Annotated in this window: 30 protein-coding genes and 1 tRNA gene; 17 read left to right on the forward strand and 14 right to left on the reverse strand. The window is 66.3% G+C overall.

Annotated elements, in window-relative coordinates; genetic code table 11:
* Nucleotides 1–5 precede the first annotated feature (5 nt).
* Nucleotides 6–635, reverse strand: coding sequence for a TetR/AcrR family transcriptional regulator (locus A5759_RS13760; RefSeq protein ID WP_064395196.1), 630 nt, complete (start codon nt 633–635; stop codon nt 6–8).
* 127 nt (nt 636–762) lie between these two features.
* Here A5759_RS13760 and A5759_RS13765 point away from each other — a divergent pair, with 127 nt between their 5' ends.
* Nucleotides 763–1,587 (forward strand): alpha/beta hydrolase family protein, encoded by an 825-nt coding sequence (locus A5759_RS13765; RefSeq protein ID WP_197506037.1) that lies wholly within the window; start codon nt 763–765, stop codon nt 1,585–1,587.
* Here the strand turns inward: A5759_RS13765 and purD are convergent.
* Nucleotides 1,584–2,852, reverse strand: coding sequence for a phosphoribosylamine--glycine ligase (gene purD / locus A5759_RS13770; RefSeq protein ID WP_068198581.1), 1,269 nt, complete (start codon nt 2,850–2,852; stop codon nt 1,584–1,586). The genes A5759_RS13765 and purD overlap by 4 nt on opposite strands.
* A 91-nt stretch (nt 2,853–2,943) precedes the next feature.
* Here purD and A5759_RS13775 point away from each other — a divergent pair, with 91 nt between their 5' ends.
* Genes A5759_RS13775 through A5759_RS13785 form a run of 3 tightly spaced genes read left to right on the forward strand, consistent with a single transcriptional unit; the run spans nt 2,944 to nt 5,422 of the window.
* Nucleotides 2,944–4,233: a cytochrome P450 gene (locus A5759_RS13775; protein WP_369816198.1), complete on the forward strand. Its 1,290-nt coding sequence runs from the start codon at nt 2,944–2,946 to the stop codon at nt 4,231–4,233.
* Nucleotides 4,234–4,260: 27 nt separating this feature from the next.
* Nucleotides 4,261–4,869 (forward strand): TetR/AcrR family transcriptional regulator, encoded by a 609-nt coding sequence (locus A5759_RS13780; protein ID WP_066844379.1) that lies wholly within the window; start codon nt 4,261–4,263, stop codon nt 4,867–4,869.
* 52 nt (nt 4,870–4,921) lie between these two features.
* Nucleotides 4,922–5,422 (forward strand): EspA/EspE family type VII secretion system effector, encoded by a 501-nt coding sequence (locus A5759_RS13785; protein WP_066844502.1) that lies wholly within the window; start codon nt 4,922–4,924, stop codon nt 5,420–5,422.
* A gap of 31 nt (nt 5,423–5,453) precedes the next feature.
* On the opposite strand, the gene A5759_RS13790 is transcribed toward A5759_RS13785, so the two are convergent.
* From A5759_RS13790 to A5759_RS13810, 5 genes are all read right to left on the reverse strand, one after another.
* A complete protein-coding gene (locus A5759_RS13790) occupies nt 5,454–6,680 on the reverse strand; it encodes a hypothetical protein (protein ID WP_068198586.1) in 1,227 nt (408 codons plus the stop codon).
* Complete coding sequence (locus A5759_RS13795; RefSeq protein WP_068198597.1) at nt 6,670–7,101, reverse strand: carboxymuconolactone decarboxylase family protein; 432 nt, start codon at nt 7,099–7,101, stop codon at nt 6,670–6,672. The genes A5759_RS13790 and A5759_RS13795 overlap by 11 nt, the downstream gene beginning before the upstream one ends.
* A gap of 2 nt (nt 7,102–7,103) precedes the next feature.
* On the reverse strand, nt 7,104–7,955 hold the full coding sequence (locus tag A5759_RS13800) for an NAD(P)-dependent oxidoreductase (RefSeq protein ID WP_082962115.1): 852 nt from the start codon (nt 7,953–7,955) through the stop codon (nt 7,104–7,106).
* On the reverse strand, nt 7,952–8,713 hold the full coding sequence (locus A5759_RS13805) for an SDR family oxidoreductase (RefSeq protein ID WP_066844387.1): 762 nt from the start codon (nt 8,711–8,713) through the stop codon (nt 7,952–7,954). Before A5759_RS13805 ends, A5759_RS13800 begins: the two co-directional genes overlap by 4 nt.
* Before the next feature lie 85 nt (nt 8,714–8,798).
* The gene (locus A5759_RS13810; RefSeq protein ID WP_068198914.1) at nt 8,799–10,265 is read right to left on the reverse strand and encodes an aldehyde dehydrogenase; all 1,467 of its coding nucleotides are present in this window, start codon (nt 10,263–10,265) and stop codon (nt 8,799–8,801) included.
* A gap of 139 nt (nt 10,266–10,404) precedes the next feature.
* Here A5759_RS13810 and A5759_RS13815 point away from each other — a divergent pair, with 139 nt between their 5' ends.
* The 10 genes from A5759_RS13815 to A5759_RS13860 all read left to right on the forward strand — a co-directional run bounded on the left by A5759_RS13815 (nt 10,405) and on the right by A5759_RS13860 (nt 18,164).
* Entirely contained in the window at nt 10,405–11,013 is a 609-nt protein-coding gene (locus A5759_RS13815) for a TetR/AcrR family transcriptional regulator (RefSeq protein ID WP_068198602.1), read from the forward strand.
* Nucleotides 11,010–12,218 (forward strand): cytochrome P450, encoded by a 1,209-nt coding sequence (locus A5759_RS13820; RefSeq protein ID WP_066844393.1) that lies wholly within the window; start codon nt 11,010–11,012, stop codon nt 12,216–12,218. Before A5759_RS13815 ends, A5759_RS13820 begins: the two co-directional genes overlap by 4 nt.
* Nucleotides 12,218–13,045, forward strand: coding sequence for an SDR family oxidoreductase (locus tag A5759_RS13825; RefSeq protein ID WP_064395185.1), 828 nt, complete (start codon nt 12,218–12,220; stop codon nt 13,043–13,045). The genes A5759_RS13820 and A5759_RS13825 overlap by 1 nt, the downstream gene beginning before the upstream one ends.
* On the forward strand, nt 13,042–14,394 hold the full coding sequence (locus A5759_RS13830; RefSeq protein ID WP_068198603.1) for a cytochrome P450: 1,353 nt from the start codon (nt 13,042–13,044) through the stop codon (nt 14,392–14,394). The genes A5759_RS13825 and A5759_RS13830 overlap by 4 nt, the downstream gene beginning before the upstream one ends.
* Nucleotides 14,395–14,403: 9 nt before the next feature.
* Entirely contained in the window at nt 14,404–14,613 is a 210-nt protein-coding gene (locus A5759_RS13835; RefSeq protein WP_068198604.1) for a ferredoxin, read from the forward strand.
* Between the two features lie 2 nt (nt 14,614–14,615).
* Nucleotides 14,616–15,161 carry a hypothetical protein gene (locus tag A5759_RS13840; RefSeq protein ID WP_068198606.1) on the forward strand — a complete coding sequence of 182 codons (546 nt, stop codon included), beginning with the start codon at nt 14,616–14,618 and terminating at the stop codon, nt 15,159–15,161.
* Between the two features lie 91 nt (nt 15,162–15,252).
* Complete coding sequence (locus A5759_RS13845) at nt 15,253–16,380, forward strand: NDMA-dependent alcohol dehydrogenase (RefSeq protein ID WP_064395181.1); 1,128 nt, start codon at nt 15,253–15,255, stop codon at nt 16,378–16,380.
* Nucleotides 16,381–16,385: 5 nt separating this feature from the next.
* Entirely contained in the window at nt 16,386–16,832 is a 447-nt protein-coding gene (locus A5759_RS13850) for a ketosteroid isomerase family protein (protein WP_068198609.1), read from the forward strand.
* Nucleotides 16,822–17,700 (forward strand): SDR family NAD(P)-dependent oxidoreductase, encoded by an 879-nt coding sequence (locus tag A5759_RS13855; protein WP_068198611.1) that lies wholly within the window; start codon nt 16,822–16,824, stop codon nt 17,698–17,700. Before A5759_RS13850 ends, A5759_RS13855 begins: the two co-directional genes overlap by 11 nt.
* 59 nt (nt 17,701–17,759) lie before the next feature.
* A complete protein-coding gene (locus A5759_RS13860) occupies nt 17,760–18,164 on the forward strand; it encodes an HIT family protein (protein ID WP_068198916.1) in 405 nt (134 codons plus the stop codon).
* Here A5759_RS13860 and A5759_RS13865 read toward each other — a convergent pair.
* Together A5759_RS13865 and A5759_RS13870 are read right to left on the reverse strand one after the other, a co-directional pair.
* Complete coding sequence (locus A5759_RS13865) at nt 18,152–19,570, reverse strand: cell wall metabolism sensor histidine kinase WalK (protein ID WP_068198613.1); 1,419 nt, start codon at nt 19,568–19,570, stop codon at nt 18,152–18,154. The genes A5759_RS13860 and A5759_RS13865 overlap by 13 nt on opposite strands.
* 161 nt (nt 19,571–19,731) lie before the next feature.
* A complete protein-coding gene (locus tag A5759_RS13870) occupies nt 19,732–20,445 on the reverse strand; it encodes a response regulator transcription factor (RefSeq protein ID WP_197506038.1) in 714 nt (237 codons plus the stop codon).
* Between the two features lie 100 nt (nt 20,446–20,545).
* Here A5759_RS13870 and A5759_RS13875 point away from each other — a divergent pair, with 100 nt between their 5' ends.
* The gene (locus tag A5759_RS13875; RefSeq protein WP_068198623.1) at nt 20,546–21,367 is read left to right on the forward strand and encodes a hypothetical protein; all 822 of its coding nucleotides are present in this window, start codon (nt 20,546–20,548) and stop codon (nt 21,365–21,367) included.
* Nucleotides 21,368–21,369: 2 nt separating this feature from the next.
* Here A5759_RS13875 and A5759_RS13880 read toward each other — a convergent pair whose 3' ends face one another.
* The 4 genes from A5759_RS13880 to A5759_RS13890 form a co-directional block, all read right to left on the reverse strand.
* Nucleotides 21,370–21,696 (reverse strand): hypothetical protein, encoded by a 327-nt coding sequence (locus tag A5759_RS13880; protein WP_068198627.1) that lies wholly within the window; start codon nt 21,694–21,696, stop codon nt 21,370–21,372.
* A 48-nt stretch (nt 21,697–21,744) separates the two neighbouring features.
* Nucleotides 21,745–22,152: an HNH endonuclease signature motif containing protein gene (locus A5759_RS25655; RefSeq protein ID WP_082962116.1), complete on the reverse strand. Its 408-nt coding sequence runs from the start codon at nt 22,150–22,152 to the stop codon at nt 21,745–21,747.
* Between the two features lie 33 nt (nt 22,153–22,185).
* Nucleotides 22,186–22,258, reverse strand: a tRNA-Thr gene (locus A5759_RS13885).
* A 135-nt stretch (nt 22,259–22,393) separates the two neighbouring features.
* The gene (locus A5759_RS13890) at nt 22,394–23,179 is read right to left on the reverse strand and encodes a SigB/SigF/SigG family RNA polymerase sigma factor (RefSeq protein ID WP_082962117.1); all 786 of its coding nucleotides are present in this window, start codon (nt 23,177–23,179) and stop codon (nt 22,394–22,396) included.
* Between the two features lie 149 nt (nt 23,180–23,328).
* Here A5759_RS13890 and A5759_RS13895 point away from each other — a divergent pair, with 149 nt between their 5' ends.
* Both A5759_RS13895 and A5759_RS13900 read left to right on the forward strand, forming a co-directional pair.
* On the forward strand, nt 23,329–24,129 hold the full coding sequence (locus A5759_RS13895) for an alpha/beta fold hydrolase (protein ID WP_068198631.1): 801 nt from the start codon (nt 23,329–23,331) through the stop codon (nt 24,127–24,129).
* A complete protein-coding gene (locus tag A5759_RS13900; protein WP_068198634.1) occupies nt 24,126–25,286 on the forward strand; it encodes a SpoIIE family protein phosphatase in 1,161 nt (386 codons plus the stop codon). The genes A5759_RS13895 and A5759_RS13900 overlap by 4 nt, the downstream gene beginning before the upstream one ends.
* Here A5759_RS13900 and A5759_RS26115 read toward each other — a convergent pair whose 3' ends face one another.
* A complete protein-coding gene (locus A5759_RS26115) occupies nt 25,287–25,442 on the reverse strand; it encodes a hypothetical protein (RefSeq protein ID WP_165595971.1) in 156 nt (51 codons plus the stop codon).
* Between the last annotated feature and the right edge of the window lie 38 nt (nt 25,443–25,480).

Below are 25,480 nucleotides of genomic sequence, written 5' to 3' on the forward strand. Positions count from 1 at the left end.
CTACGTCACACCTGCGCCACTCGCTCGTCGATTGGTGCCAACACGTCTATCACGTCGATCAGCGTCGCGCGTGCTGTTGCGCGAGGCCCGTCACCCTCGGCGACGAGCGCCGCCACCACCGCACCGTCGACCGCGTTGACCAACGCGGTGAGGTACTCGGCGCGCACCGAGCGACCCGACCGCTCGATGACCTCGATGACGGCATCGGTGCGCTGGCGCATGATTCGCCGTTGGATGTCGCGCAGCATCGGGTGGCGCGCGCACGCGATGTAGCGCTCGTAGCGTGAGATCAGCTGCTCGCTGACCCGTTGCCCCGCCACGTCGTCGACCAACAGATCCACCAGGATGTCGGCGGTCGACTCCGCGCCTCGGCGGCGCCGCGACAGCATCGCCACCCGGGCGCGCAACTGCTCGGCCTCACGCTCGCCGACGTATTCGACGGCCCTGGCGATCAGATCGTCCAGCGACGAGAAGTAGTAGGTCGTCGACGCCAGCGGCAGGCCGGCGCGACGGGCCACAGCGCGATGTCGCACCGCGTCGAAGCCGCCCTCGCACAGCAGATCGGCAGCGGCGCTGACCAGCGCAAAGCGTCGACGTTCTCCCTTGGGAGTGACCGCTGCCGTCACCTTTAGCATGCTGCCAGTCGGGCGGCCCTACCATCGCGCTTTCGCCTAATCGTCAGGTTTTCGAACCGAAGTCGGGGCTGGTGTTTCTGGTGCGACGGGCCAGCCGCCGCTTGTCGGGCAGACAACCCGCGATGGCATCATGGCCGCCATGCCCGAACTGAGCCGCCGTTCGCTTCTGCGCCTCGGGGTCGGCGCGGCCGCCGGAGTGGCGGCGCTGCGGATGGCGCCCGCGGCCCCGGCCGCACCCGCCGCACCCACCTACGTCGACGGGTCCTTCGTCTCGGCGGCCCGGGGCGGGCATACGACCAACTGGGCGATCGCCCGTCCGCCCGGTCAAACCGCGCCGCTGCGTCCGGTCATCGCGCTGCACGGTAAGGGGCAGGACGCAGCGGGTGTGATGGCCGGCGGTGTGGAGCAGGGCTTGGCCGAGGCGGTCGCCGCGGGCCTGCCGCCCTTCGCGGTCGTCGCCGTCGACGGCGGTGGAAGCTACTGGCACAAGCGGGCCTCCGGTGAGGACTCCGGGGCGATGGTGCTCGACGAGCTGATCCCGATGCTGGGCTCACAAGGTTTGGACACCTCACGAGTCGGCTTCCTGGGCTGGTCGATGGGCGGCTACGGGGCGCTGCTGCTCGGGGCGCGGCTCGGCCCCGCCCGCACCGCCGCGATCTGCGCCGTCAGCCCCGCGCTGTGGACGTCCCCCGGAGCCGCCGCGCCCGGTGCGTTCGACAGCGCGGAAGACTATGCCGCCAACAGTGTTTGGGGCCTGCCGGCGCTGGCGTCGATTCCGATCCGGATCGACTGCGGGACCGGCGATCCGTTCTACTCGGCGACCAAGGAGTTCATCGCGCAGCTGCCGAATCCGCCCGCGGGCGGCTTCTCGCCGGGTGGGCACGATGCCGGGTTCTGGAGCGCGCAGCTGCCCGCCGAGTTGTCCTGGATGGCCCCGCTGCTGACGTCTTAGACGCTGATGCGCCCCTCGGCCGCGGCAAGGGCGATGTCTCTGCGAAAGTGGCTGCCCGGCAGCCGAATCGATTCGATCACCTGGTAGGCGGCCTCACGCGCTGCCGACAGATCCGCGCCGGTGCCCACGATGGAGAGCACGCGGCCTCCCGAGGACACGACGGCACCGTCCTCGCGACGACTCGTGCCCGCGTGCAGCACACCGTCGACCTCGGCACCGACGATCACGTCACCGACACGCGGGCGAGACGGGTAGTTCTCCGCGGCCAACACCACGGTCACGGCTGCGCCGTCGCGCCACTGCAGCGGCGGCTCGTCGGCGAGGCTGCCCGTTGCGGCCGCGTACAGCAGTTGACCCAGCGGCGTCTCCAGCAGGGCCAGCACCGGCTGGGTCTCGGGATCGCCGAAGCGGCAATTGAATTCGATCACCGCCGGGCCTCGTGAGGTGATCGACAGACCGGCGTAGAGCAACCCCGAGAACGAACTACCGCGCTTGACCAGTTCGGTGGCAACGGGTTTCACGATATCGTCGACGATGTGGGTGACCATGTCCTCGGGCAGCCACGGCAGCGGCGCGTAGGCCCCCATACCGCCGGTGTTGGGTCCGGTGTCGTTGTCGCCGACCCGTTTGAAGTCCTGCGCGGGCAGCATAGGCACCACGGTCTCGCCGTCGACGACGCAGAACAGCGACACCTCCGGGCCGTCGAGGTACGACTCGAGCAGCACCGGATGTCCGGCGTCGAGCAGGCCCGCGGCATGAGCCCTGGCGGCCGCGCGATCGGCGGTGACCACCACACCCTTGCCCGCGGCCAGACCGTCGTCCTTGACCACCCATGCGGCCTCGCCGCTGTCGGGGCCGAAGCGGTCGAGCGCCGCGTCGAGGTGAGCGGGGTTGTCGACGACCTCGCTCCTGGCGGTGCGCACACCGGAGGCCGTCATCAACTCCTTGCCGAACGCCTTCGAACCCTCGATGCGGGCCGCGTCCTTGCTCGGCCCGAAGCAGGCGATCCCGGCGCTGCGCACCGCATCGGCGACGCCGAGCACCAGCGGTACTTCCGGCCCGATGACGACGAGGTCGACCTCCAGCCGCTGCGCCAGCCTGGCGACGGCCTCACCTGAGGTGATGTCGACGTCGTACTGGTCGGCGATCGCGGCGGTACCCGCATTGCCCGGCGCGATCGATAGGTCTTCGACCTGCGGGTCACGCTGCAACGCCAGCAGCAACGCATGTTCACGGGCACCGGATCCGATTACCAGGACTCGCACAATTGCTCACCCTAACCGCAGTCTCGATCTCGGTTCGGTCGACGACGCTAGTTAGGCCATACACTTGACTAATCAGTGTATGGTCTTGTGTATGACGCAGGCCACATGCCCGTTCGGACCCGACGGTGCCAGTCCCCAAGGCGCGATGCGCTCCCCCGCAAGCGGGAGGTACCCCCAGCCCGGGTTTGACTTCACCGACCCCGAGGTGCTGCTGCGCGGTATCCCCGTCACCGAATTCGCCCAGCTGCGCAAGACCGCGCCGGTGTGGTGGAACGAGCAGCCCGAGTCGATCTTCGATGACGGCGGCTACTGGGTGATCAGCCGCCACGACGACATCAAGGCCATCTCGCGCAACGGCGAGCTGTGGTCGACCAACCGCAAGGGGGCGGTGATGCGCCTTCCCGAGGGCGTCACCTCGGATCAGCTCGAGCTCACCAAGGCGCTGCTGATCAACCACGACGCGCCCGAACACACGAGGCTGCGCAAACTCGTGTCGCGGTTGTTCACCCCGCGCGCAATCACCATGCTCGAGGAGCGGTTGGCGACCGCCGCACGCGAAATCGTCGCCGAGGCAAAGCAAAAGGGCAGTGGCAATTTCGTCGACGACATCGCGATGCGCCTGCCGCTGCTGGCCATCGCCGACCTGATCGGTGTGCCCGAGGCCGATCGCGAGAAGTTGTTTGGATGGACCAACGCGATCATGAACACCGACGACCCCGACTTCGACTCCGATCCGACCGCCGCCAATGCGGAGCTGATGGGATACGCCTACGCGATGGCCGAGGAGCGCCGTCGGTGCCCGGCCGACGACATCGTGACCCGGCTGATCGAGGCCGACCTCGATGGGGAGTCGCTCGACGATGTGGAGTTCGCGTTCTTCGTGATCCTGCTGGCGGTCGCCGGAAACGAGACGACCCGAAACGCGATGACCCACGGTATGAACGCGTTCTTCGAGAATCCCGAGCAGTGGGAGCTGTTCAAGCGCGACAGGCCCGCGACCGCGGCCGACGAGATCGTGCGGTGGGCCACCCCGGTGCACTGCTTCCAGCGGACCGCGCTGGCCGACACCGAACTCGCCGGTGTCACGATCCGCGAGGGCCAGCGGGTGGGCCTGTTCTACAGCTCGGCCAACTTCGACGAAGAGGTCTTCGACCAGCCGTTCCGGTTCAACATCTCGCGCGACCCCAATCCGCACCTCGGTTTCGGGGGCAACGGCGCCCACTACTGCATCGGCGCGAACCTGGCCCGCATGGAGATCAAGCTGATCTTCAACGAGATCGCCGACCAGATCCCCGGAATTGCCAAAGCCGGTGAGCCTCAGCGCCTTCGGTCGGGCTGGATCAACGGCGTCAAGGACCTGCAGGTCGCTTACACCGGCTGACCGGGCGAGCTGAGTAGGATTTTCGCCGTGCGCACTCACGGTTGGTCCGGCTCGGCGCCGTCGACGGATGAGGAGGCGGTGGCCCGAATCCTCGACGCGGCGGGCAAGGCGATCGACGCGCGCGGTGCCGAGTTCTCGATCAGCGACGTCGCGCGCACACTCGGGGTGACGCGGCAGACGGTGTACCGGTACTTTCCCAGCACCGACGCGCTGCTTCAGGCCTCAGCACAGCGTGCGGCCACCGGCTTTCTAGACCGGCTCGCCGACCACCTGCAGGGGTTGACCGACCCGCAGGAGGCGGTCGCCGAGGGCATCGCCACCGCGCTGGAGTGGCTGCCACAGGACAAACATATGGGACTGTTGCTGATGCCCGCGCGGGCCAGCGAGTTCAGCCAGACGGTCACCTCGGATGTGGCGTTGGAATTCGCCAATTCGATGCTGCGCCGCTTCGACGTCGACTGGGCCGCGCAGGGGTTCGACGACCACGACCTCGACGAACTGGCCGAACACCTGCTGCGGATCATCCAGTCGTTCGTCATCGACCCGGGGCGTCCCCCGCGCCGCGGCCCCGAGCTGCGGAGCTACCTGCGTCGCTGGGTCGGCGCGTCCGTGGCCGCTCCGACCGCGGCCCGCTAGGCGCCGCAATTGGTGCTCGGCCGGCCGTCTGGCGGGCCGTAAACTCACGATCGTGAGTGTCGTCGATGCCTTCCTCTCGACGTGGGCGCGGGCGCGCGCGACGTTCGGTGAGGGCATCCCGCAGGACGGCGGCGGGCTGGACCACAGCGCCCGCCTGGAATCCCTGCGGGACGAGGTGGAGTCAGCGACACCGGGTTCGGATTGGACGGGCGCGGGCGCCGAGGGCTATCGAGACCGGAACGCCAGGCAGGCAAGGGCTCTGGGGGCATTGGCCGACCTGGATCGCCGCCTCGCGGCCGAGGTGGACAGGTCGGCCGCGGTGGTCGCGGCCGGCAGGCGTGAGCTCGACGCGGTCCGTCAGTGGGTGCTGGACGCGGCGGCGACGACGCCCGAAACCCCGGCCGGCCAACAGATGCTGTGGCCGGTGGTCAGCAAGGGCGCAGGCGAGGTCGCCGAGATCATCCAGCGCTCACACAGCGACCTCGCTGCCATTGCGGCCAGGATGCGCACACTCGGTGCGGAGTACGAGGAACTCGGTAGATCCGCGCGCTGAACAGACGGGTGCGCCCCGCTGACCACGAGGCTCAGAGCACGGTCAACGGCAATGACTTGCGGTCTTCGAACTCCCATGTCGAACCGCCGCTGACCCTGACAACCGACACCTCGGAGAATTCCTTGGCTTCGCTGTCCGTCTCGACGACCCGCGCGGTCCACTCCTGGGCGGTGCCGGTGACCTCGACATCGAGATGCTTGTCGATCGCCGTGACGGCGGCCTGCATCGGACGCACCTCGTCGGGGGTCACCAGCGACACCCACGCGCCGTCCTCGTGCGCCGCCGAACGCCGCACGTGCACCACATCCGGACCGAACTCGGCGTCCACATAGGCCGCCGGGTTGAGCATCGGATGCCACTGCAGTGTGCGCACGGCGCCTTCGACGCCGCCGGGCAGTCTCAGCGCGCGGTGGATGCGTTCGGCGGCGATGCCGGCGATGCCGATCAGCTGTTTGGTGCAGATCTCGGTCGCCAGTTCGGTGTTGGTGCCCGCGCGCTTGCCCACCGCGATCACGAACGACAAGTTCAGCAGGTGCATCTGCAGGGTCACCTCGTCGGCAATGCGCACCAACGCCGAGTGTGAGAACGCCCCGAAGTCGAAGTCCGACACCAGCGGTCCCGAGTAGTCCGACCGGCCCTCGTCATCGCGGTTGATTGGATCGAATTCGGTTCTGGCGGCGCGGGTTCGGCGCATCACGTCCAACACCGGGTGATCGTCCACCTCGGGATAGGACTCGTCGATCACGACCGTCCACGCACAGTGCGGATGCCGGTCGGCCGGTGTGCGTGGAGGCCGGTGGATCGGACGGATCTGCGCGCGACGGTTGGTGGCGGCCGCGGTCGCGTCGAACGTCGGGTCCTCGATGTCGTGGCACATGCCGCGCACGTAGTCCTCGCCCATCGGCTCCACGTCGAGCAGCGCGCCGCAGTGGTCGAGGTGGAACTCGCCGTGCCACCGGTCGTGCACGGTGTAGCGGAAGTCCATGAACTGCGGTGGGGCGCCGATGTCGAGCTGCATGCCTTTGAAGATCGTGACGACGTCGTCACCCTCGAAGTCCAGCGCCCGCTGCATGCGTTTGGCGTAGATCGGGCTGGCGCCCATCCACTCCTCGATCGCGACCTGCAACATCTCCTCGCGGCCGAAATTTGCGATGATCCAGGCCATTCCGGACCGGTCGATCAATTGACCGATCAGCAGCAGCTCGGGCAGCAGGACCGCGAGTTCTTCCCGCGACAGGGACGCATACCTACTCGTCATGGACCGTCCCACCGGAATGCATCTTCACCGCGGCGTTCACATTGGCCTTCTTGTCTTCCGCCGGACGCTTCTTGCGGTTCTTGATCACCTTGCTGACCGCGCCGTCGAGCTTGGAGCCCAGCGGGAACCCGAGGTAGTGGGTCAGGAAGACGGCCATCTCCTTGAGCTCGTCCTCGGTCATCTCACCGTTGGCCAGCGCTGCGTTGGCCTGAATTTCGGCGAGGTCGGAGTTCCCGACGGCGGTCACGGCGGTCAGCGTCATGATCCGCTTGTCGCGCATCGACAGCCCGGGGCGCGACCAGATGGTGCCGAAGAGGTGGTCGACGGTGAGGTCGAAATACGGATCACCCTCGATGTTGGGCATCTCCCAGCCGTAGACCTCGTTCATCTTCTCGAGGCCCTTGCGGCGCAACTCGTCCATCGTCACTCCTTCGTGTGCGGCACGCCGAGCCCGGCGGCCAGGTTCTGCAGAGCGATCTCGGCCAGCGGGAGTTCGGTCCCGGTGGCCTCGCCCAGCGCGAGCGCCAGGCTGAGGTCTTTTTCTGCGAGTCCACGCGTGTGCGTGAACATGTCGTACAGCCAGTGGTCCGGCGTGAGGTCACTCATGTCGTCGCGCACGATGATCGCGCCCGGCCCACCGCTCTGCGCGTCGCTGTGCCGCACTACCCGACCAAGCTTCTGCAGGTCCAGCCCCGCCGCCTCGGCGAGCCGCATCGCCTCACACGATGCCGCGAAACCGATGAAGGTCAACATATTGCGGGCCAGCTTCATCCGGGTTCCCGCCCCGGGTTCACCGGCCCGGACCACCAGCGACGCCCACTTCTTGAACACGGGTTTGACCTTGGCGAACGCCTCGTCGTCGGCGCCGACCATCACGGCCAGCTCACCCTTGTCGGCCGCCCCGGCGCCCCCGCTCACCGGCGCGTCGACGATGTGAATCCCCTTGTCGCGCAACTGCTCGGCGAGCTCGCCGGCCGTGTCGGGCTCGATCGTCGAGTGGATCGCGATCACGGTGCCCGGCGCGGCGTGTTCGCCGAGTTGGCCCACCACGTCGCGCACCTGGGCATCGTTGAGCACGGTGACGCTGATGATGTCGGCCTTCGCGACATCGGCGACGCTGTCGGCAACACCGGCGCCGAGCTCGACCAACGGGGTCATCGCCTCGGTACGCACGTCGAACACGACCAGCCCGCCGGGCCAGTCGACCAGACGCTTGGCCATCGGCGCGCCCTGGTTGCCCAGGCCGATGTATCCCAGCTTGACGTCGTCGCTCACCTGATGATCTGCCCGCCGTCGACGTTGAAGATCTGACCGGTGATCCACTTGGCTTGATCCGACAGCAGGAACAGGCACATGCCGACCAGGTCCTCCGGTTGTCCCATGCGCGACAACGGGATTCCCTTGACGATGTCCGCGACCATCTCCTGAGGCGTGGTGGTGCGGTTGGCCTCGGTATCGATGGGGCCCGGCGCGATCGCGTTGACCCGGATGTTCTGCCCGCCCAGCTCGGTCGCCAGCTGCTGGGTCAGCCCGTTGACCCCGACCTTGGCCAGACCGTAGAAATTCGAGTACAGCCACGCCGCCGTCGAGGATTGGTTGACGATCGCCCCGCCGCCGCGTTTGGCCATCTTCTTGTACACCGCCCGGGTGCAGATCAACGCGCCGTCCATGTTCACGCTCATGAACTTCTTGTAGTAGTCCCAGTCCACGGTGATCAGGAAGTCCAGTTTCATGCCGCCGAAGATCGCGGCGTTGTTCACCAGGTAGTCGATACCGCCGAACTCCGAAAGCGTCTGCGCGGCCATCTCCTTCGCCGATTCCGGGTCGGAGACGTCGACACGCACGGCGAGCGCGCTGCCGCCCTCGCCCTTGATGCCGTCGGCCACCTTCTGGGCGCCCTCGGTGTTGATGTCGGCAACCACCACTGCGGCGCCCTCGCGCGCCAGCGCCTCGGCATACGCTTGGCCGATACCGCCGCCGGCGCCGGTGACGATCGCCACCTTGTCCTTGAACTGGTCCTCGTAGAGCCCCATCGTGTTCCTTCCTCGTTGCCGAATGTGGGGTTGTGTCACGCTTCGCGACGTTTTTCGTGTGGGTAACCCACGTTCGGCGTGATCGTCACACCGCCGTAGCGATCGCCTTGATTTCCAGGTATTCCTCGAAGCCGGCCAGTCCCATCTCGCGACCCAGCCCGGACTGCTTGTATCCGCCGAACGGCATATCCGCCGAATACCAGACGCCGCCGTTGATGTTGACCGTGCCGACCCGCATCCGTGCCGCGACCCGGTTCGCGCGTTCTTCGTCGGCCGAGAACACCGTGCCTGAAAGGCCGTAGGCCGAATCGTTGGCGATGCGGACCGCGTCGTCGTCGCCGTCGTGGGCGATGACCGTCAGCACCGGTCCGAAGATCTCCTCCCGCGAGACCTTGGCGTTGTTGTCCAGCCCGGCGATGACGGTGGGCTCGATGAAGAAGCCGGTATCGCGATCGGCGGGGCGGCCACCGCCGACGGCGAACTTGCCGCCCTCGTCGATCGCCGAGTCGAGGTAGCCCTGAACGCGGTCGCGCTGGCGCGCGGAAATGAGTGGGCCGCAGATGGTTCCGGCGTCCTGAGGGTCGCCCGGCTTGAGTCCGCCCATCGTCGCCGCCGCGGCCTCCACCGCCTCGTCGTAGCGAGCCCGCGGTACCACCAGTCGGGTGGTGATGGCGCATCCCTGTCCGGCGTGCATCGACGCGGTGAACGCCGACATCGAGCAGGCGGCGGCCAGGTCGGCGTCGTCGAGCACGAGGAACGCCGACTTGCCGCCCAGTTCCAGGAACACCTTCTTGATCGTCGCGGCGGCATCGGCCATCACGCTACGACCGGTCGCCGTCGACCCGGTGAACGAGACCATGTCCACCCGTGGGTCTTTGGACAGCAGCGCACCGACCCCGTGATCGCTGGAGGTGACGATGTTGACCACGCCCGGCGGGATGTCGGTGTGCTCGGCGATCAACTCGCCGACCGCGGCCGCACACCACGGGGTGTCCGGGGCCGGCTTGAGCACGATGGTGTTGCCGGCGGCCAACGCCGGGCCGATCTTGGCCAGGTTGATCTGGTGCGGGAAGTTCCACGGGGTGATGGCGCCGACGACGCCGACGGCCTCGCGGGCGAGGCGGCGGCGGGTCTTGATGCCCATCGGCGACGCGACCCCGAGATCGGTGTTCCACTCGTAGGACTCGGCGGTGTCGGCGCAGAAGCTCAGATCGTCGACCGGTCCCTCGAGCTGAGCCGCCGACGTCAACATCCGGGGCGCTCCCACCTCGCCGATCGTGATCTCGCGCAGTTCCTCGATGTGCTCCTTCAGGACGGCCTGCAGCTGGCGAAGGCAACGCACCCGCAAGTCGGTGTCGGTCGACCAGTCGGTCTCGTCGAAGGCGCGCCTGGCCGCCTCGATCGCACGACCCATGTCGTCGGCGGTGGCGTCGGCCGCGACACCCAGCACTTCCTCGGTGGCGGGGTTGACGGTTTCAAACGACCCGCCGCTTCCCGCGACGAGCTTGCCGTCGATGAGCAGCTGACTTTCCCGATTCGCCAGCACAGCCATGCCGTCTCCGTTCACCATTGCTGGACAAGTGTCCGAATTGTTGGACCGAACGATAGTCCCCTCGCAGTGCGGCTGGCAAGCGTAGCGTTTACTAGCTGCATACTTGCGGAGCCGAGCCCGTGTCCGATAACTTGGACAGGTGTCCAGCGAGCCCGTGGTTGCGGTCCCAGGCCCGGCGCCTGTCAGCACCGCCGAGACACCGCGGAACCGTCGCCAGGAGGAGACGTTCCGCAAGGTGCTCACCGCCGGTGTCGAGATGCTGCGCGAATCCTCCTACGCCGACCTGACGGTGCGCGCCGTCGCCGCCAGGGCCAAGGTCGCCCCGGCCACCGCCTACACCTACTTCTCGTCGAAGAACCACCTGATCGCCGAGGTGTACCTGGACCTGATGCGTCAGGTGCCGTACTTCACCGACGTCAACGACAGCCGGGTCGCCCGCGTCGAGAAGACTCTGCGCGCGATGGCGCTGATGGTCGCCGACGAACCCGAGGTCGCGGCGGCGTGCACGACCGCGCTGCTCAGCGGTAGCGACTCCGCGGTGCGCGCGGTACGCGACCGCATCGGTGCCGAGATCCACCGCCGCATCCGCTCGGCCATGGGACCAGAGGCCGACCCGCGCGCATTGGCCGCCCTGGAGATGACGTTCTTCGGCGCGCTGGTCAACGCGGGTAGCGGCGTCTTCACCTACCACCAGATCGCCGACCGGCTCAGCTACGTCGTCGGCCTCATCTTGGGAGACGAGCAGTGACCATCAGCGAAATCGTGCTTGACCCATACGACTACGACTTCCACGAGGATCCGTATCCGTACTACAAGCGGCTGCGGGACGAGGCACCGCTGTATCGCAACGACGAACTCGGCTTCTGGGCCCTGTCGCGGCACCAGGATGTCCTGCAGGGTTTCCGCAACAGCACCACGTTGTCGAACAAGTTCGGCGTATCGCTGGATCCCGCGTCCCGCGGACCGCACGCCTCCAAGACCATGTCCTTCCTGGCGATGGACGACCCCGACCACTTGCGACTGCGCACACTGGTGTCGAAAGGTTTCACGCCTCGGCGCATCCGCGAGTTGGAGCCGCGCGTCACCGAGATCGCCGTGCAGCACCTCGATGTCATGTTGGACAAGGCACGCTCGAACGAGACCGTCGACTACGTCGGCGAATTCGCGGGCAAGCTGCCGATGGACGTCATCTCGGAGCTCATGGGTGTGCCGGAGCCCGATCGCGACCAGGTGCGCGCGTGGGCCGACGGTGTCATGCACCGCGACGAGGGTGTCACCGACGTACCGCCCTCGGCCGTGGAGGCGTCGATCAACCTGATCGTCTACTACCAGGGCATGGTGGCCGAACGCCGCAAGGAGCCGAGCGACGACCTGACCACCGCGCTGCTGGAGGCCGAGATCGACGGCGACCGGCTCACCGACGACGAGATCATCGGCTTCATGTTCCTGATGGTGATCGCCGGTAATGAGACCACCACGAAACTGCTTGCCAATGCGGCCTTCTGGGGCCACCGGAACCCCGACCAGTTGACTCCGGTCTACGCCGACCTGCAGCGGATTCCGCTCTGGGTCGAGGAAACGCTGCGATACGACACCTCGAGCCAGATCCTCGCGCGCACGGTCTCGGGCGAGCTGACGTTGTACGACACCACCATCCCCGACGGTGACGTGTTGCTGTTGCTGCCCGGGTCGGCTCACCGCGACGAGCGGGTGTTCGAGGACCCCGACCGTTTCCTCATCGGCCGCGAAATAGGGTCCAAGCTCATGAGTTTCGGCAGCGGTGCCCACTTCTGCCTCGGTGCGCACCTGGCGCGGATGGAGGCCAAGGTCGCATTGACCGAGTTGTTCAAGCGAATCCGCGGATACGAGGTGGACGAGGCCAACGCCGTCCGCGTCCACTCGAGCAATGTCCGCGGATTCGCTCACCTTCCCATCACTGTGGAGACTGTCTGATGCCCCGGTTCGACCCCCTGCCCGAACGACGACCCGTCATCGTCGCCGGCGCCTCATCCGGAATCGGAGAGGCGACGGCGATCGAGATGGCCGCGCGCGGCTTCCCGGTCGCGCTGGGCGCCCGTCGCGTCGAGAAACTCGAAGACATCGTCGGCAAGATCAACGCCGACGGCGGCGAGGCCGTCGGGTTCCATCTCGACGTCACCGACCCTAACTCGGTGAAAACGTTTGTCGCCCAATCGGTGGAGGCACTCGGCGAGATCGAGGTATTAGTGGCCGGTGCCGGTGACACCTACTTCGGCAAGCTGGCCGAGATCAGCACCGACGAGTTCGAGTCGCAGCTGCAGATCCACCTCGTCGGGGCCAACCGGCTGGCGTCGGCGGTGCTCCCGGGCATGCTCGCGCGCCAGCGCGGCGACCTGATCTTCGTGGGATCCGATGTGGCGCTGCGCCAGCGGCCGCACATGGGCGCCTACGGGGCGGCGAAGGCGGCACTTCTGGCCATGGTCAACAACTTCCAGATGGAACTGGAGGGCACCGGCGTGCGCGCCTCGATCGTGCACCCCGGCCCGACGAAGACCAGCATGGGCTGGAGTCTGCCCGCCGAGAAGATCGGCCCGGCACTCGAGGATTGGGCGAAGTGGGGCCAGGCCCGGCACGACTACTTCCTGCGGGCGGCTGACCTGGCCAGGGCCATCACCTTCGTGGCGGAGACACCTCGCGGCGGGTTCATCGCCAACATGGAACTTCAGCCCGAGGCGCCGCTGGCCACCGCGCCGGCGGAACGCCAGCAACTCAAGTTGAACGAGGAGAACCTGAAGTCATGACGACCGCGATCGTGCCCCGGGTTTCCGGTGGTGAAGAAGAGCACGGACACCTCGAGGAGTTCCGCACCGACCCGATCGGCTTGATGCAACGGGTCCGCGACGAGTGCGGTGACGTCGGCTGGTTCCAGTTGGTGGACAAGCACGTCATCCTGCTGTCCGGCGCCGAGGCCAACGAGTTCTTCTTCCGTTCGGCCGACGAGGATCTCGACCAGGCCGAGGCCTATCCGTTTATGACGCCGATCTTCGGCAAGGGTGTGGTGTTCGACGCAAGCCCCGAGCGTCGCAAGGAGATGCTGCACAATTCGGCGCTGCGCGGTGAGCACATGAAGGGCCACGCGACCACCATCGAGGGCGAAGTCAAGAAGATGATCGCCGACTGGGGCGACGAGGGCGAGATCGAGCTGCTCGACTTCTTCGCCGAGTTGACCATCTACACCTCGACGGCCTGCCTGATCGGGCTGAAGTTCCGCAACCAGCTCGACCACCGGTTCGCCGAGTACTACCACGATCTCGAGCGCGGCACCGACCCGCTGTGCTACGTCGACCCCTACCTGCCGATCGAAAGCTTCCAGCGCCGCGACGAGGCGCGCGTGAAACTCGTTGCGCTGGTGCAGGAGATCATGAACCAGCGGGTGGCCAATCCGCCGGAGGACAAGTCCGACCGCGACATGCTCGATGTGCTGGTGTCGATCAAGGACGAGGACGGCAATCCGCGGTTCTCGGCCGACGAGGTCACCGGCATGTTCATCTCGCTGATGTTCGCCGGGCACCACACCAGTTCGGGAACCTCGGCGTGGACCCTGATCGAGCTGATCCGCCACCCCGAGATCTACGCCAAGGTCCAGGCCGAGCTCGACGAGCTCTACGCCGACGGTCAGGAAGTCAGCTTCCATGCGCTGCGCCAGATTCCGTTGCTGGACAACGTCGTCAAGGAGACACTGCGGCTGCACCCGCCGCTGATCATCTTGATGCGGGTGGCCCAGGGCGAATTCGAGGTAGCGGGCTTCCCCATTCACGAGGGCGACTTCGTGGCTGCCTCGCCGGCGATCAGCAACCGGATTCCCGAGGACTTCCCGGATCCCGACGGTTTCAATCCGGAACGCTACAACAAGCCTGAACAGGCCGACATCGTGAACCGCTGGACGTGGATTCCGTTCGGCGCGGGCAGGCACCGTTGCGTCGGCGCGGCGTTCGCCCAGATGCAGATCAAGGCGATCTTCTCGGTCCTGTTGCGCGAGTATGAGTTCGAGATGGCGCAACCGGCTGACAGCTATCGCAACGACCACTCGAAGATGGTGGTGCAGCTGCAGCGGCCCGCGAAGGCGCGGTATCGACGGCGGAGCAAGTAGGCACCGCAGATGGGTTCCTACAGAGTCGAAGTGGATCTTGACCTGTGTCAGGGCCACGCGATGTGTGAGCTCGAGGCGCCCGACTACTTTCGGGTGCCCAAACGCGGCAAGGTCGAGATCCTCGATGCCGAACCGCCCGACGACGCCCGCGACGAGATACAGAACGCGGTCGACATGTGCCCGACCCAAGCACTGATGATCAAAGAAACAGGAGAATGACAATGCCGTCACTACCCCGCGAAGCGCTCGACAAGTGGGTCGAGCAGTGGCTGGAGGCCAACCGCGACGCCGAACGCAACGGCGACTGGAAACCGTTGGCCGAGTTCTACACCGATGACGCGACCTACGGCTGGAACATCGGCCCCAAGGAAGACGTGATGTGTGTCGGCGTGGATCAGATACGCGAAATCGCCTTGGGTTTGGAGATGGAGGGCCTGGAGAACTGGGTTTACGAGTACCAGAAGGTGCTCGTGGACGACAAGCAGGGCGAGATCGTCGGCTTCTGGAAGCAGGTCGCGAACAAGTCCGACGGCACCATCGACGAGATCTACGGTATCGGGGGCAGCTGGTTTCGGCTCAACGCCGACCTGAAGATCGAATGGCAGCGCGACTTCTTCGATTTCGGCCACGTCGCCAAGGGGTACGCGAAACTGATCGAGTCCGGCGACCTGTCGCCCGGAATGCAGAAGCGCATCGAGCGCTCCCTGGCCGGCGAGAAGTTGCCCGGTTACTACCCCCTCGGCCAGGCCCCGGTACCGATCTGGTGACCCGGCCAAGCAGTTGATTGGGGGTGGGTGTGACCTACCTAACTACTGCCTCTAGTCTGAGGTCACCGGTACTAGCGGAAGGCACGTTCCAATGAAGACAAAAGGTGCTCTCATCTGGGAGTTCAACCAGCCGTGGTCGATCGAGGAGATCGAAATCGGGGACCCCGTCAAGGACGAGGTCAAGGTGCAGATGGAAGCGTCGGGGATGTGCCACTCCGACCACCACCTGGTGACCGGCGGCATCCCGATGGCCGGTTTCCCGGTGCTCGGTGGCCACGAGGGCGCGGGCATCGTCACCGAGGTCGGTCCGGGCGTCGAAGACCTCAAGCCCGGCGATCACGTCGTGATGTCGTTCATCCCGTCCTGCGGCAACTGTCCGTCGTGTCAGGCCGGGATGCGCAACCTCTGCGACCTCGGCGCCGGTCTGCTCGGGGGCACCGCGGTCTCCGATGGCACCCACCGCATCCACGCCAAGGGACAACCCGTCTTCCCGATGACCCTGCTGGGCACGTTCTCGCCCTACATGGTCGTACACAAGAGTTCGGTGGTGAAGATCGACGAGTCGATCCCGTTCGAGGTTGCGTGCCTGGTCGGTTGCGGCATCACCACCGGCTACGGCTCGGCTGTCCGCAGCGGTGACATCCGGCCCGGTGAGGACGTGGCGATCGTCGGCGTCGGCGGCGTCGGCATGGGCGCCCTGCAGGGCGCAGTCACCGCGGGCGCACGTCGCATATTCGCGATCGACCCGGTGGAGTGGAAGCGTGACCAGGCGCTCAAATTCGGTGCCACACATGCTTATCCGGATTGGGAGTCCGCGATGGCCGGTATCGGCGAGGTCACCTGGGGACTGATGGCCCACAAGGTGATCATCACCGTGGGCGAGCTGCACGGCAAGGACGTCGAGAACTACCTCAGTTTGACCGCCAAGGGTGGCACCTGCGTGGTCACCGCCATCGGCAGCCTGCTCGATACCGAGGTGAACCTCAACCTGGCGATGCTGACCCTGCTCCAGAAGAACTTGCAGGGCACCATCTTCGGTGGCGGCAACCCGCACTACGACATCCCGCAGCTGCTGTCGATGTACAAGGCAGGCAAGCTGAACCTCGACGACATGGTCACCCGGCAGTACAAGCTGGAGCAGATCAACGACGGTTACTCCGACATGCTCGAGGGCAGGAACATTCGCGGCGTCATTCGCTACACCGACGACGACCGGTAGAGCTCATGGCTCAGGAAACCGTCGAGAAGACACCGGCTTTGGCGGCCTCCCACAATTCGTGGAGATGCGTGCACTCTCACGACAAAGAGGGCTGGTTGGCCCTGATGGCCGACGATGTCGTCATCGAGGATCCGATTGGGCAGTCCTTCACCAACCCCGACGGCACGGGAATTCGCGGGAAGGAGGCGGTGTCCGGCTTCTACGATGCCAACATCGCCTCCAACGACCTGCGGATCACCTGCGAAGAGACTTTTCCGTCCAGTTCCCCGCACGAGGTGGCTCATATCCTGGTGCTGCGCAGCAAGTTCGACAAGGGGATGACCAGCACGGTGCGCGGAGTGTTCACCTACAAGGTCAACGACGCCGGTCTGCTCACCAACCTTCGTGGCTACTGGAACATGGACATGATGCAGTTCGGTCAGGCGGCCAGCCAGTCAACGGATGCCAAGTAGCCCGTCACTGTCCGGGCGTGGCGCGGTCGTCGTCGGCGGATCGCGCGGCGTGGGGCTGGCGGTGGCTCAACTGCTCGCTGCCGATGGTGCCGGGGTGGTCGTCAACGGCCGTGATCGGGACGCCGTAGTGCAAGCGACGCAACGGATTCCGGGCGCGCACGGGATCCCCGGCTCGCCCGCCGATCCGGAGATCGCCGAACACCTGATCGACACGTGCGTTCAGGAGTTCGGTCGCATCGACATCCTGATCAACTGTGCGGGCACAGCTGAGCCAGTCGGATCGTCGATCCTCACGGTCACGTCGGGCCAATTCCGCGAGTTGATCGACGCACATCTCAATACGGCCTTCGAGACTTGCCGAGCCGCCGCGCCCAGGATGGTCGCCCAGGGCGGAGGCGCGATCGTGAACACGAGTTCGTTCGCGTTCCTCGGCGACTACGGCGGTACGGGGTATCCGGCGGGCAAGGGCGGCGTCAACGGGCTGACCCTGGCGATCGCCGCCGAACTCAAGGAGCACGGCGTGCGCGCGAACGTCGTCTGTCCCGGCGCCAGGACGCGGCTTTCCACCGGAGCGGATTACGAGGCGCACATCGCCGACCTGAACCGTCGCGGCCTGTTGGACGACGTGAGCATGCGAGGTGCCCTCGACGCCGCGCCGCCGGCGTACGTCGCCCCGACTTACGCCTATCTGGCGAGTGACCTGGCCAGGGACGTGACCGGACAGATCTTCATCGCCGCCGGCGGGTTCGTCGGGCGCTTCGACAGGCCGACGCCGACGATTCTGGCCTACCGCGACCACCACGACACCCCGCCCTGGTCCGTCGCCGAGCTCCACGACCACATCCGACCGAATGCCGGACAAAGCTGACGGCCGCGGATAGCCGACGCGCCCTCGACCGCTGCGCGTCGCTCACTATGCTCGACGCCATGGCGAGCGTGTTCACGAAGATCATCAACGGGGAGCTACCAGGCCGGTTCGTCTACGAGGACGACGACATCGTCGCCTTCCTGACGATCGCCCCGATCACCCAGGGCCACACGCTCGTTGTGCCGCGAGCCGAGATCGACAACTGGCAGGACGTCGAGCCCGCGGTCTTCGGCCGCGTCATGGAGGTGTCACAGCTGATCGGTAAGGCCGTGGTCAAGGCGTTCCCCGCCGAACGGGCCGGTGTGATCATCGCCGGGATGGAAGTGCCTCATCTGCACGTGCACGTCTTCCCCACCAGCGACCTCGCCGATTTCGGATTCGCCAACGCCGACCAGAACCCGTCGCAGGAGTCCCTCGACGAGGCCCAGACCAAAATCAAGGCGGCACTGGCTCAGCTGACCTGAGCCGCCACATCGACAATGCGCGGCAGGCTGACCCGAAACGTGCACCCCTGCCCCGGCGCGGTGGTGACGTCGACCGTTCCGCCGTGGGCCAGAACCAACGAGTCGACGATCGACAGTCCCAGCCCGGTGCCGCCGCTCGCCCGGGTGCGCGACGAGTCTGCGCGATAAAACCGTTCGAACACCCGTTGCGCGTCGTCTTCCGTCATACCCGGCCCCTCGTCGCACACCTCCAGCACCGCGCGGTCACCCGCGGTGCCCACCCGCACCGTCACCCCGGCGGTTTCTGGAGTGTGCTGAAGCGCGTTGCCCATCAGGTTGCCCAGCACCTGGCGCAGCCGGGCTTCGTCGCCAAGCACTTCCGGGGTGCCGGGCCCATCGAGCACCTCCAACCTGATCGCTCGCTTGGGGGCGATGGAGCGCCCGTCGTGGACCGCGTCGGTGGCAAGGGTCAGCAGATCGACGCGCCGGCGCTCAAGCGGGCGCTGCGCGTCGAGGCGGGCGAGAAGCAGAAGGTCGTCCACGAGCAAGCCCATCCGGCCGGACTCACTCTCGATGCGGCTCATCAGCATCTCGACGTCGCGCACCGCGCCCTGCCGGTACAACTCGGCGAATCCACGGATGGTGGTCAGCGGCGTGCGGAGCTCGTGGCTGGCGTCGGTGATGAACCGTCGCATCCGCTCCTCGGAACTGCGGGCCTGCTCGGCGGAGGCCTCAGAGGCCGCCATGGCGGTCTGGATCTGGGCGAGCATGCCGTTGAGCGCTGACGACAGCCGGCCCACCTCGGTACGCGGATCACGCTGGGGGACACGGCGATCGAATTCGCCGGCCGCGATCGCCGCCGCAGTCTGCTCGACTTCGACCAGCGGACGCAGGCTGCGGTGCACCACCGCATAGCCGACCACCCCGAGCACCACCAGCACCGCCAGCCCGATCCCGACCTGTGCGTAAATCAACTCGCGCACTGTGGTCTGCACAGCGGAGAAGTCGACGGCGACGGTGACCACCCCGTCGGGGCTGCGGACCGTCATCGCGCGCCACTGCACATCGGAGCCGTGCAGCGAGCCGATGGTGACCGGTTCCGAACCCACGTCGTTGTCGGCGGGCAGCGCCGGTTCGGCATCTCGGTCGTTGACGGCAATCCAGATGTGGCCGTCGGCTCCGACGCCGCGGACATAGAAATTCGTCGGTGGCCGTGCGGGGTTGGGGCTCTCCAGCGCATCGTCGGACCCCTGGCGCGGCGCCTGGGCCCACCCTCGCGAAGCGTCGAGCAGGTCTTGGTCGACGCGGTTGCTCAGTGTGTGGCGCAGGATCGTGGTGACCGCCACGCCGGATGCGAGCAGACCGCACGCCACCAGCAGCAGGGTGGCCGCCACCAGCGCCACCCTCAGCGGCACGCGTGCGGTCATCTACCCATTGTCGGCGCGCGTTCGGTTCCTCGTCGCGCACTGCCGTTCTTCGCGCAAGCGCTCATCACGGGTTGTCTGTTCCTCGCGCAAGCGCTCATCACGGTTGTCTGTTCTTCGCGCAAGCGCTCATCACGGTTGTCTGTTCTTCGCGCAAGCGCTCATCACCGTGGCTCGCGGAGCACGTACCCCACGCCGCGCAACGTGTGCAACAGGCGCTTTTCGCCCGTGTCGATTTTTCGCCGGAGATAGGACACGTAGGACTCGACGACGTTGACGTCGCCGCCGAAGTCGTAGCGCCAGACGTGGTCGAGGATCTTGGGCTTGGACAGCACCGTCCCCGCGTTGATGATGAAGTACCGCAGCAACGTGAACTCCGTCGGCGACAGCGACACCGGCTCCCCCGCCTTCCACACCTCATGGGTGTCCTCGTCGAGTTCGATGTCGGAGAAGGACAACCGCGAGTTGCGAGGCTCCTCGACACCACGGCCGGAGCGGCGCAGGATCACCCGCAACCGGGCCACCACCTCTTCGAGGCTGAACGGTTTGGTCACGTAGTCGTCACCGCCGAGGGTGAGGCCGGCGATCTTGTCCTGGAGCGAGTCGCGCGCAGTGAGGAACAGCGCCGGGGCGTCGATACCGTCGGCGCGCAGCCGTCGCAGAAGCCCGAAACCGTCCATCCCGGGCATCATCACGTCGAGGATGACTGCGTCCGGGCGTACCTCACGCGCCTTGTCCAGCGCGGCGGCTCCGTTGGAGGCGGTGTAGACCTCGAACCCCTGGAACTTCAGGCTGACGGACAAGAGTTCGACGATGTTGGCCTCGTCGTCGACGACGAGGACCTTGGCCTCCGGTGTGTTCTCGGGTAGTGCAGGCATGGCCACCTATTCACTGTCCGTCTCTCGCCGGTGATGTTCCTGCCAGCAGGCTGTGTACTTCCTGTGAGTCTTCATCTTGCGCCGTCCATAGACTGAGGTGATGAACTTCGGCAAAGCGCTGACCGATATCGCGACCGCACCGGCGCGAGCCGCCCTGGCCGTCGCCGACGCGGGCCTGGCCATGGCGACCGGGGCGGTGAGCATGGCGCAGCGCACGCTCGGCGACGCCGTCGAGGATGGGCCCGGATCGGCGTCGTTCGCCACCATGCTCGGCCTGAACGACGCTGTCGAGCGGGCGAACCGACTGGCACGCCTGATGGACGACGACGCCCCGCTGGGCCGGGCGTTGGCACCCAACGGACCTCTGGACCGACTGCTGCGACCGGGCGGACTGGTCGACCAGCTGACCACCGAGGGTGGCCTGCTGGATCGCGTGACCGCGGAGAACGGTGCGGTCGCCCGGGCGGTGGCCCCCGGCGGGCTGGTGGACCAGCTGATGGCCGAAGGCGGCCTGGTGGACCGCATGACCACCGACGACGGCGCACTGTCGCGGGTGATCGCCCCGGGCGGGCTGGCCGATCAGCTACTGGCCAACGATGGCCTCGTGGAGCGGGTGCTGCGCGAGGACGGCGTGGCCGACCGCTTACTGGCCGAGGACGGCCTGTTGGACACGCTCACCGATCCGGACGGTCCGCTGCTCAAGCTGGCCGACGTCGCGGACACGCTGAACCGGTTGGCGCCCGGTCTCGAGGCGCTGGCGCCGACGATCGACGCCCTCCACGATGCCGTCGTGACGTTAAGCCAAGTCGTCAACCCATTGAGCAATATCGCCGACCGGATCCCGTTGCCCGGTCGCCGGCCGCGGGCCCGTTCGACGTCGAGGACGGTGACCTCTCAACGCATCATCGACGTCGAGGAGTGAGCTCAGGCGTCGGCTTCGACCGCCTCGATCGCCGCTGACACGCTCTCCGGAGTCGGGGGCTGGTCTTCGGGCTGCCAACGCTGCAGCAGCAGCACAGCCGCGCCCCGCAGCATCCGCACATAGTCGTCGACATCGGTTTGCTTGTAGGACTCGATCCGCGCGGCAACCTCGGGGACTAGCGGCTTGATGGCGGTGGCGATGCTGAGACCGAGGCCGCCTTCGGTGCTCGCGCTCTTGTCGAGCAGCGTGAGTAGCCGTTCGACCTCGGGCCGCTCGAGTCTGGGATACACGTGCGGGAAGTCGCTGAGCAGATCGTCCTTGACAGTCACGGGGAGCGGAGTTCCCCGAACCGGTGACCCGATAAACGCGGCCGCGCGTCAATACGACTGGCCGTCGGCGTACCGCTGTCGCCGGTAGTAACGGCCGCTGCCTCGATTCCTCGCCTTATAGGTCGGCAGTTGACTGTCGCAGTTCGGGCAGAGAAGCCGCAGGTTTTCACGGCGGTTGTCGGTCGCGTCGCCATTTATGTGGTCGATTATCAGAGCGAGCGTCGAGCCATTCCACTCAGCCGTGATGCCACAGATTGCGCAACGGCTGGCCTGCTGTTCAAGTAGGTGGTCCCGAACGAAGTTGCCCTGGTAGGAGGTGCGTCCGCAGACGCCGGACTCGAGCCAAGCATTCAGAAGTACCCGCCGGCGATGTGACTGCTGACATGCACTGGAGCAGAAGACTTTCTGTTTACGGCCAACCAACTCGCGGCCGCACCCGCGACACGTCTTCGACATAGCGCGACCCTAATCAGGTCGGCTGACATACGGAGCCGCGTGAGAGACTCGAACTCTCGACATTCGCCTTACAAGGGCGATGCTCTACCAACTGAGCTAACGCGGCCGACTCGGTGAGCCTCGGCCATTCTACGACGGCGCACCCATTCGATTCTTAGGGCAGTCCGAGCCCAAGCAACCGGTCAGCGGTTCACCCGCTCCCTGCTTGCGATGTATGTCTCGGCGTACGCCCCTAACCCCATCAGCTCGCAGCGGCGAGGAAAGATGCTTTGACCTGACTTCTCAACGTCTCCAACGCCTTTGCGAGCAGGCGCGATACATGCATTTGCGAACAACCGACCTGCGCCGCGATTTGACTCTGCGTCATGTCCTCGAAGAAGCGCAGCGTCAGCACGTCGCGTTCGCGGGTCGGTAGGGCCGCGATCAACGGCCGCACGGTCTCGACGTCGAGTACCTTGTCGAAGCCGGCGTCGTCACCGCCGAAACTGTCCCCTATGGAGGCCGAATCGTCATCGCGCATCGCCGGTATGTCGGTCGACAGCGTCGAATAGTTCGACCCGGCGATCACCGCTTGCACCACCTGTTCGCGATCGACGCCGAGATCCTCGGCGATTTCGCTCGCGGTCGGTGCGCGCCCCAAGCCCTGCGCCAGCTTCGCGGTGGCCTTGTTCACCCGCATCTGGAGGTCTTTGACGGTGCGCGGGACCTTCACCGCCCACGCGTGGTCCCGGAAGTGCCGACGAACCTCGCCCATCATCGTCGGTACGGCGAACGACAGGAATTCTGCTCCGTTGTCGACGTCGAATCGATTGAGCGCATTGACCAGCCCGACACGCGCTGCCTGCACAAGATCTTCGTGCGACTCACCGCGATTGCGATAACGACGTGCGATGTGATCGGCGAGCGGCAGGCAACGCTCACAGATCAAATCGCGTTGCCGGTGGTAGGCACCCGACCCCTCATCCAGTGTTTTGAGGTGACGGAACATCTCCGTCACATCGGAATAATCGGAATTTGGTCCAGCCACGGGTACGTCCGTCCCTCGAAGAATTTCAATGCGGGCTCGCGGATCTGAACCTGATCGAGCACGTATACCCCCGTAATGACCAGCCGAAACGCCCTGACAGCCCGGGCGGGAGGCACAGTCGATGGTCGGTGGCTTTTAAGCTGCTGGTCATGGACGTTTGGACCCGGAACAACATCAAGATCGTTGGAAACCAGAGCGGTCCGACGCTGTTCCTAGCCCACGGTTTCGGGTGTGACCAGAACCTGTGGCGGCTCATCGTCGACCGGCTGCAGTCTGAATTTCGCATTGTGTTGATGGACCACGTCGGCTCCGGGGCCTCGGACCTCAAGGCGTGGGACGACACCAAGTACTCGTCGCTGGACGGCTACGCCGACGACGTCGTCGAGATTCTGCGCGACCTTGATCTGCGCGACGTGGTGTTCGTCGGCCACTCGGTGGCGGCGATCATCGGTGTCCTCGCGGTCATCACCGAGCCCGACCGGATCGCCAAGCTCGTCATGGTCACGCCGTCGCCTCGCTACATCGACGACGACGGCTACCGCGGCGGATTCTCCAGAGCTGACATCGACGAACTTCTGGAGTCCCTGGAACTGAATTACCTTGGCTGGTCGCATGCCATGGCCCCGGTGATCATGGGTAATTCCGACCGGCCGGAGCTCGCCGAGGAACTCGAGGCGTCGTTCTGCCGAACCAATCCCGACTGCGCGCGGGTGTTCGCCCGCGCGACGTTCTTGTCCGACAACCGCGCCGACCTGCCACGGGTGTCGGTACCCACGCTGATCCTGGAGTGTTCCGAGGACGCGATCGCACCGGCATCCGTGGGAGCCTATGTACACCAACACATTTCCGGTAGCCGGCTGGTCACACTCGGTGCGACCGGCCATTGCCCCCACGTCAGCGATCCGGACGCCACGGCTCAAGCGATCGCCGAGTTCGCCCAACCGACATGACCGGGCTGGATCTCGACGACCACTGGGAGAACGCGCCCACCGGAAACGCGATCGCCCATCCCAACGGCCGCATCATCCGAGCCAACGCCACCCTGGCCAACTGGCTCGGCTATGAGCGAAAACACCTGCACGGCAAGCTGATCACAGACCTGTTGACCGTCGGCGGGCGCTTGCACTACGACACCCATTTCCGGGCGATCCTGCGGATGAGCGGAAAGCTCGATGGCGTGACGCTGGATTTCCTGACCGCCGACGGCACGCGGCTACCGATATTCCTCACCGCCAACATGGCCTACGACGCCGAAGGACATCCAGAACTGTTGCGCGTCAGCGCGGTCGACGCCAAGGATCGGCGATCGTACGAGCAGGAGCTGCTGGCGCAGCGCGAGCGCGCCGAGACCGAGCGCAGCCGGGTGCAGGCGTTCGCCGAAACCTTGCGCCGCTCACTGCTTCCGCCGCTTCTCGCACCGCCGCCGGGACTGGACGCCGCCGCGTACTACCACACCGCGTCGGACGACGACGTCGGCGGCGACTTCTATGATCTGTTCCCGCTGTCACGCTCCACGTGGGGTTTCTTCCTCGGCGATGTCGCCGGAAAGGGCGTCGACGCCGCGGTGGTCGCCGGTCTGGCACGGTACGTGCTTCGCTCGGCCGCGGTCGCCGACCACGATCCGGTGAAGGCGCTTCACGTACTCAATTCGGTGCTGATGCAGGATGTCGAGATCGGCGGCAATCGATTGTGCACGGTGATCGACGGCAGCCTCACCATGCGCGGCGACGGTTTCGACGTATCCCTGGCCAGCGGCGGTCATCCCCCGCCGCTGCTTCTCAGCGCCGACGGATCGGCCTATTACGCCGACACCGTCGGTGGCCATGCCGCCGGGATCACCGATGACGCGCGGTTCGTCGCTCACAGATTTCACTTGGTGCCCGGGGACACCTTGGTGCTCTACACCGACGGTCTGACCGAGGCGAGCACCGGAATCGGCCATCAGCGCTACGACGACGAGGGTGCCCTGCTCGCCTTCGTCGACGCCCGCGCACCCGCCACCGCCGACACCATCGTCAACGCGTTGAAGGAACTGCTCACCAGCTTCGGGCCCGGAGTCAAGGACGACGCCGCGGTGCTCGCGCTGGGGGTGCCGGCGAACGCCTAGTCAGGTCTCGTCGGCGACGTCGTGGCGGTCCTGATGCCCACCGGGGGCCTCCGGATCGTCGTCGCGGTGGTCCAGGTCGTCCTGCAATGCACGTTGTTCCTCGGTCGCCTTGGTGGCGTCCATCGGAGTAGCGGGCGGGTCATTCGGCGTTGACATTCGACAAGGATCGACCGCCCGCCCTCGGACAAAACCCC

Origin of the sequence: Mycobacterium sp. 852014-52144_SCH5372336, assembly GCF_001665615.1 — a bacterium.
Lineage (GTDB): Bacteria > Actinomycetota > Actinomycetes > Mycobacteriales > Mycobacteriaceae > Mycobacterium > Mycobacterium neumannii_A.

Excerpts from the sequence above, each read along its gene's own strand:
- A5759_RS13760 (WP_064395196.1), bottom strand. The coding sequence starts at position 635 with ATGCTAAAGGTGACGGCAGCGGTCACTCCCAAGGGAGAACGTCGACGC.
- A5759_RS13775 (WP_369816198.1), top strand. The coding sequence starts at position 2,944 with ATGACGCAGGCCACATGCCCGTTCGGACCCGACGGTGCCAGTCCCCAA.
- A5759_RS13790 (WP_068198586.1), bottom strand. The coding sequence starts at position 6,680 with ATGACGAGTAGGTATGCGTCCCTGTCGCGGGAAGAACTCGCGGTCCTG.
- A5759_RS13795 (WP_068198597.1), bottom strand. The coding sequence starts at position 7,101 with ATGGACGAGTTGCGCCGCAAGGGCCTCGAGAAGATGAACGAGGTCTAC.
- A5759_RS13805 (WP_066844387.1), bottom strand. The coding sequence starts at position 8,713 with ATGGGGCTCTACGAGGACCAGTTCAAGGACAAGGTGGCGATCGTCACC.
- A5759_RS13810 (WP_068198914.1), bottom strand. The coding sequence starts at position 10,265 with ATGGCTGTGCTGGCGAATCGGGAAAGTCAGCTGCTCATCGACGGCAAG.
- A5759_RS13825 (WP_064395185.1), top strand. The coding sequence starts at position 12,218 with ATGCCCCGGTTCGACCCCCTGCCCGAACGACGACCCGTCATCGTCGCC.
- A5759_RS13830 (WP_068198603.1), top strand. The coding sequence starts at position 13,042 with ATGACGACCGCGATCGTGCCCCGGGTTTCCGGTGGTGAAGAAGAGCAC.
- A5759_RS13835 (WP_068198604.1), top strand. The coding sequence starts at position 14,404 with ATGGGTTCCTACAGAGTCGAAGTGGATCTTGACCTGTGTCAGGGCCAC.
- A5759_RS13840 (WP_068198606.1), top strand. The coding sequence starts at position 14,616 with ATGCCGTCACTACCCCGCGAAGCGCTCGACAAGTGGGTCGAGCAGTGG.
- A5759_RS13845 (WP_064395181.1), top strand. The coding sequence starts at position 15,253 with ATGAAGACAAAAGGTGCTCTCATCTGGGAGTTCAACCAGCCGTGGTCG.
- A5759_RS13850 (WP_068198609.1), top strand. The coding sequence starts at position 16,386 with ATGGCTCAGGAAACCGTCGAGAAGACACCGGCTTTGGCGGCCTCCCAC.
- A5759_RS13855 (WP_068198611.1), top strand. The coding sequence starts at position 16,822 with ATGCCAAGTAGCCCGTCACTGTCCGGGCGTGGCGCGGTCGTCGTCGGC.
- A5759_RS13860 (WP_068198916.1), top strand. The coding sequence starts at position 17,760 with ATGGCGAGCGTGTTCACGAAGATCATCAACGGGGAGCTACCAGGCCGG.
- A5759_RS13865 (WP_068198613.1), bottom strand. The coding sequence starts at position 19,570 with ATGACCGCACGCGTGCCGCTGAGGGTGGCGCTGGTGGCGGCCACCCTG.
- A5759_RS13870 (WP_197506038.1), bottom strand. The coding sequence starts at position 20,445 with ATGCCTGCACTACCCGAGAACACACCGGAGGCCAAGGTCCTCGTCGTC.
- A5759_RS13875 (WP_068198623.1), top strand. The coding sequence starts at position 20,546 with ATGAACTTCGGCAAAGCGCTGACCGATATCGCGACCGCACCGGCGCGA.
- A5759_RS25655 (WP_082962116.1), bottom strand. The coding sequence starts at position 22,152 with ATGTCGAAGACGTGTCGCGGGTGCGGCCGCGAGTTGGTTGGCCGTAAA.
- A5759_RS13895 (WP_068198631.1), top strand. The coding sequence starts at position 23,329 with ATGGACGTTTGGACCCGGAACAACATCAAGATCGTTGGAAACCAGAGC.
- A5759_RS13900 (WP_068198634.1), top strand. The coding sequence starts at position 24,126 with ATGACCGGGCTGGATCTCGACGACCACTGGGAGAACGCGCCCACCGGA.
- A5759_RS26115 (WP_165595971.1), bottom strand. The coding sequence starts at position 25,442 with ATGTCAACGCCGAATGACCCGCCCGCTACTCCGATGGACGCCACCAAG.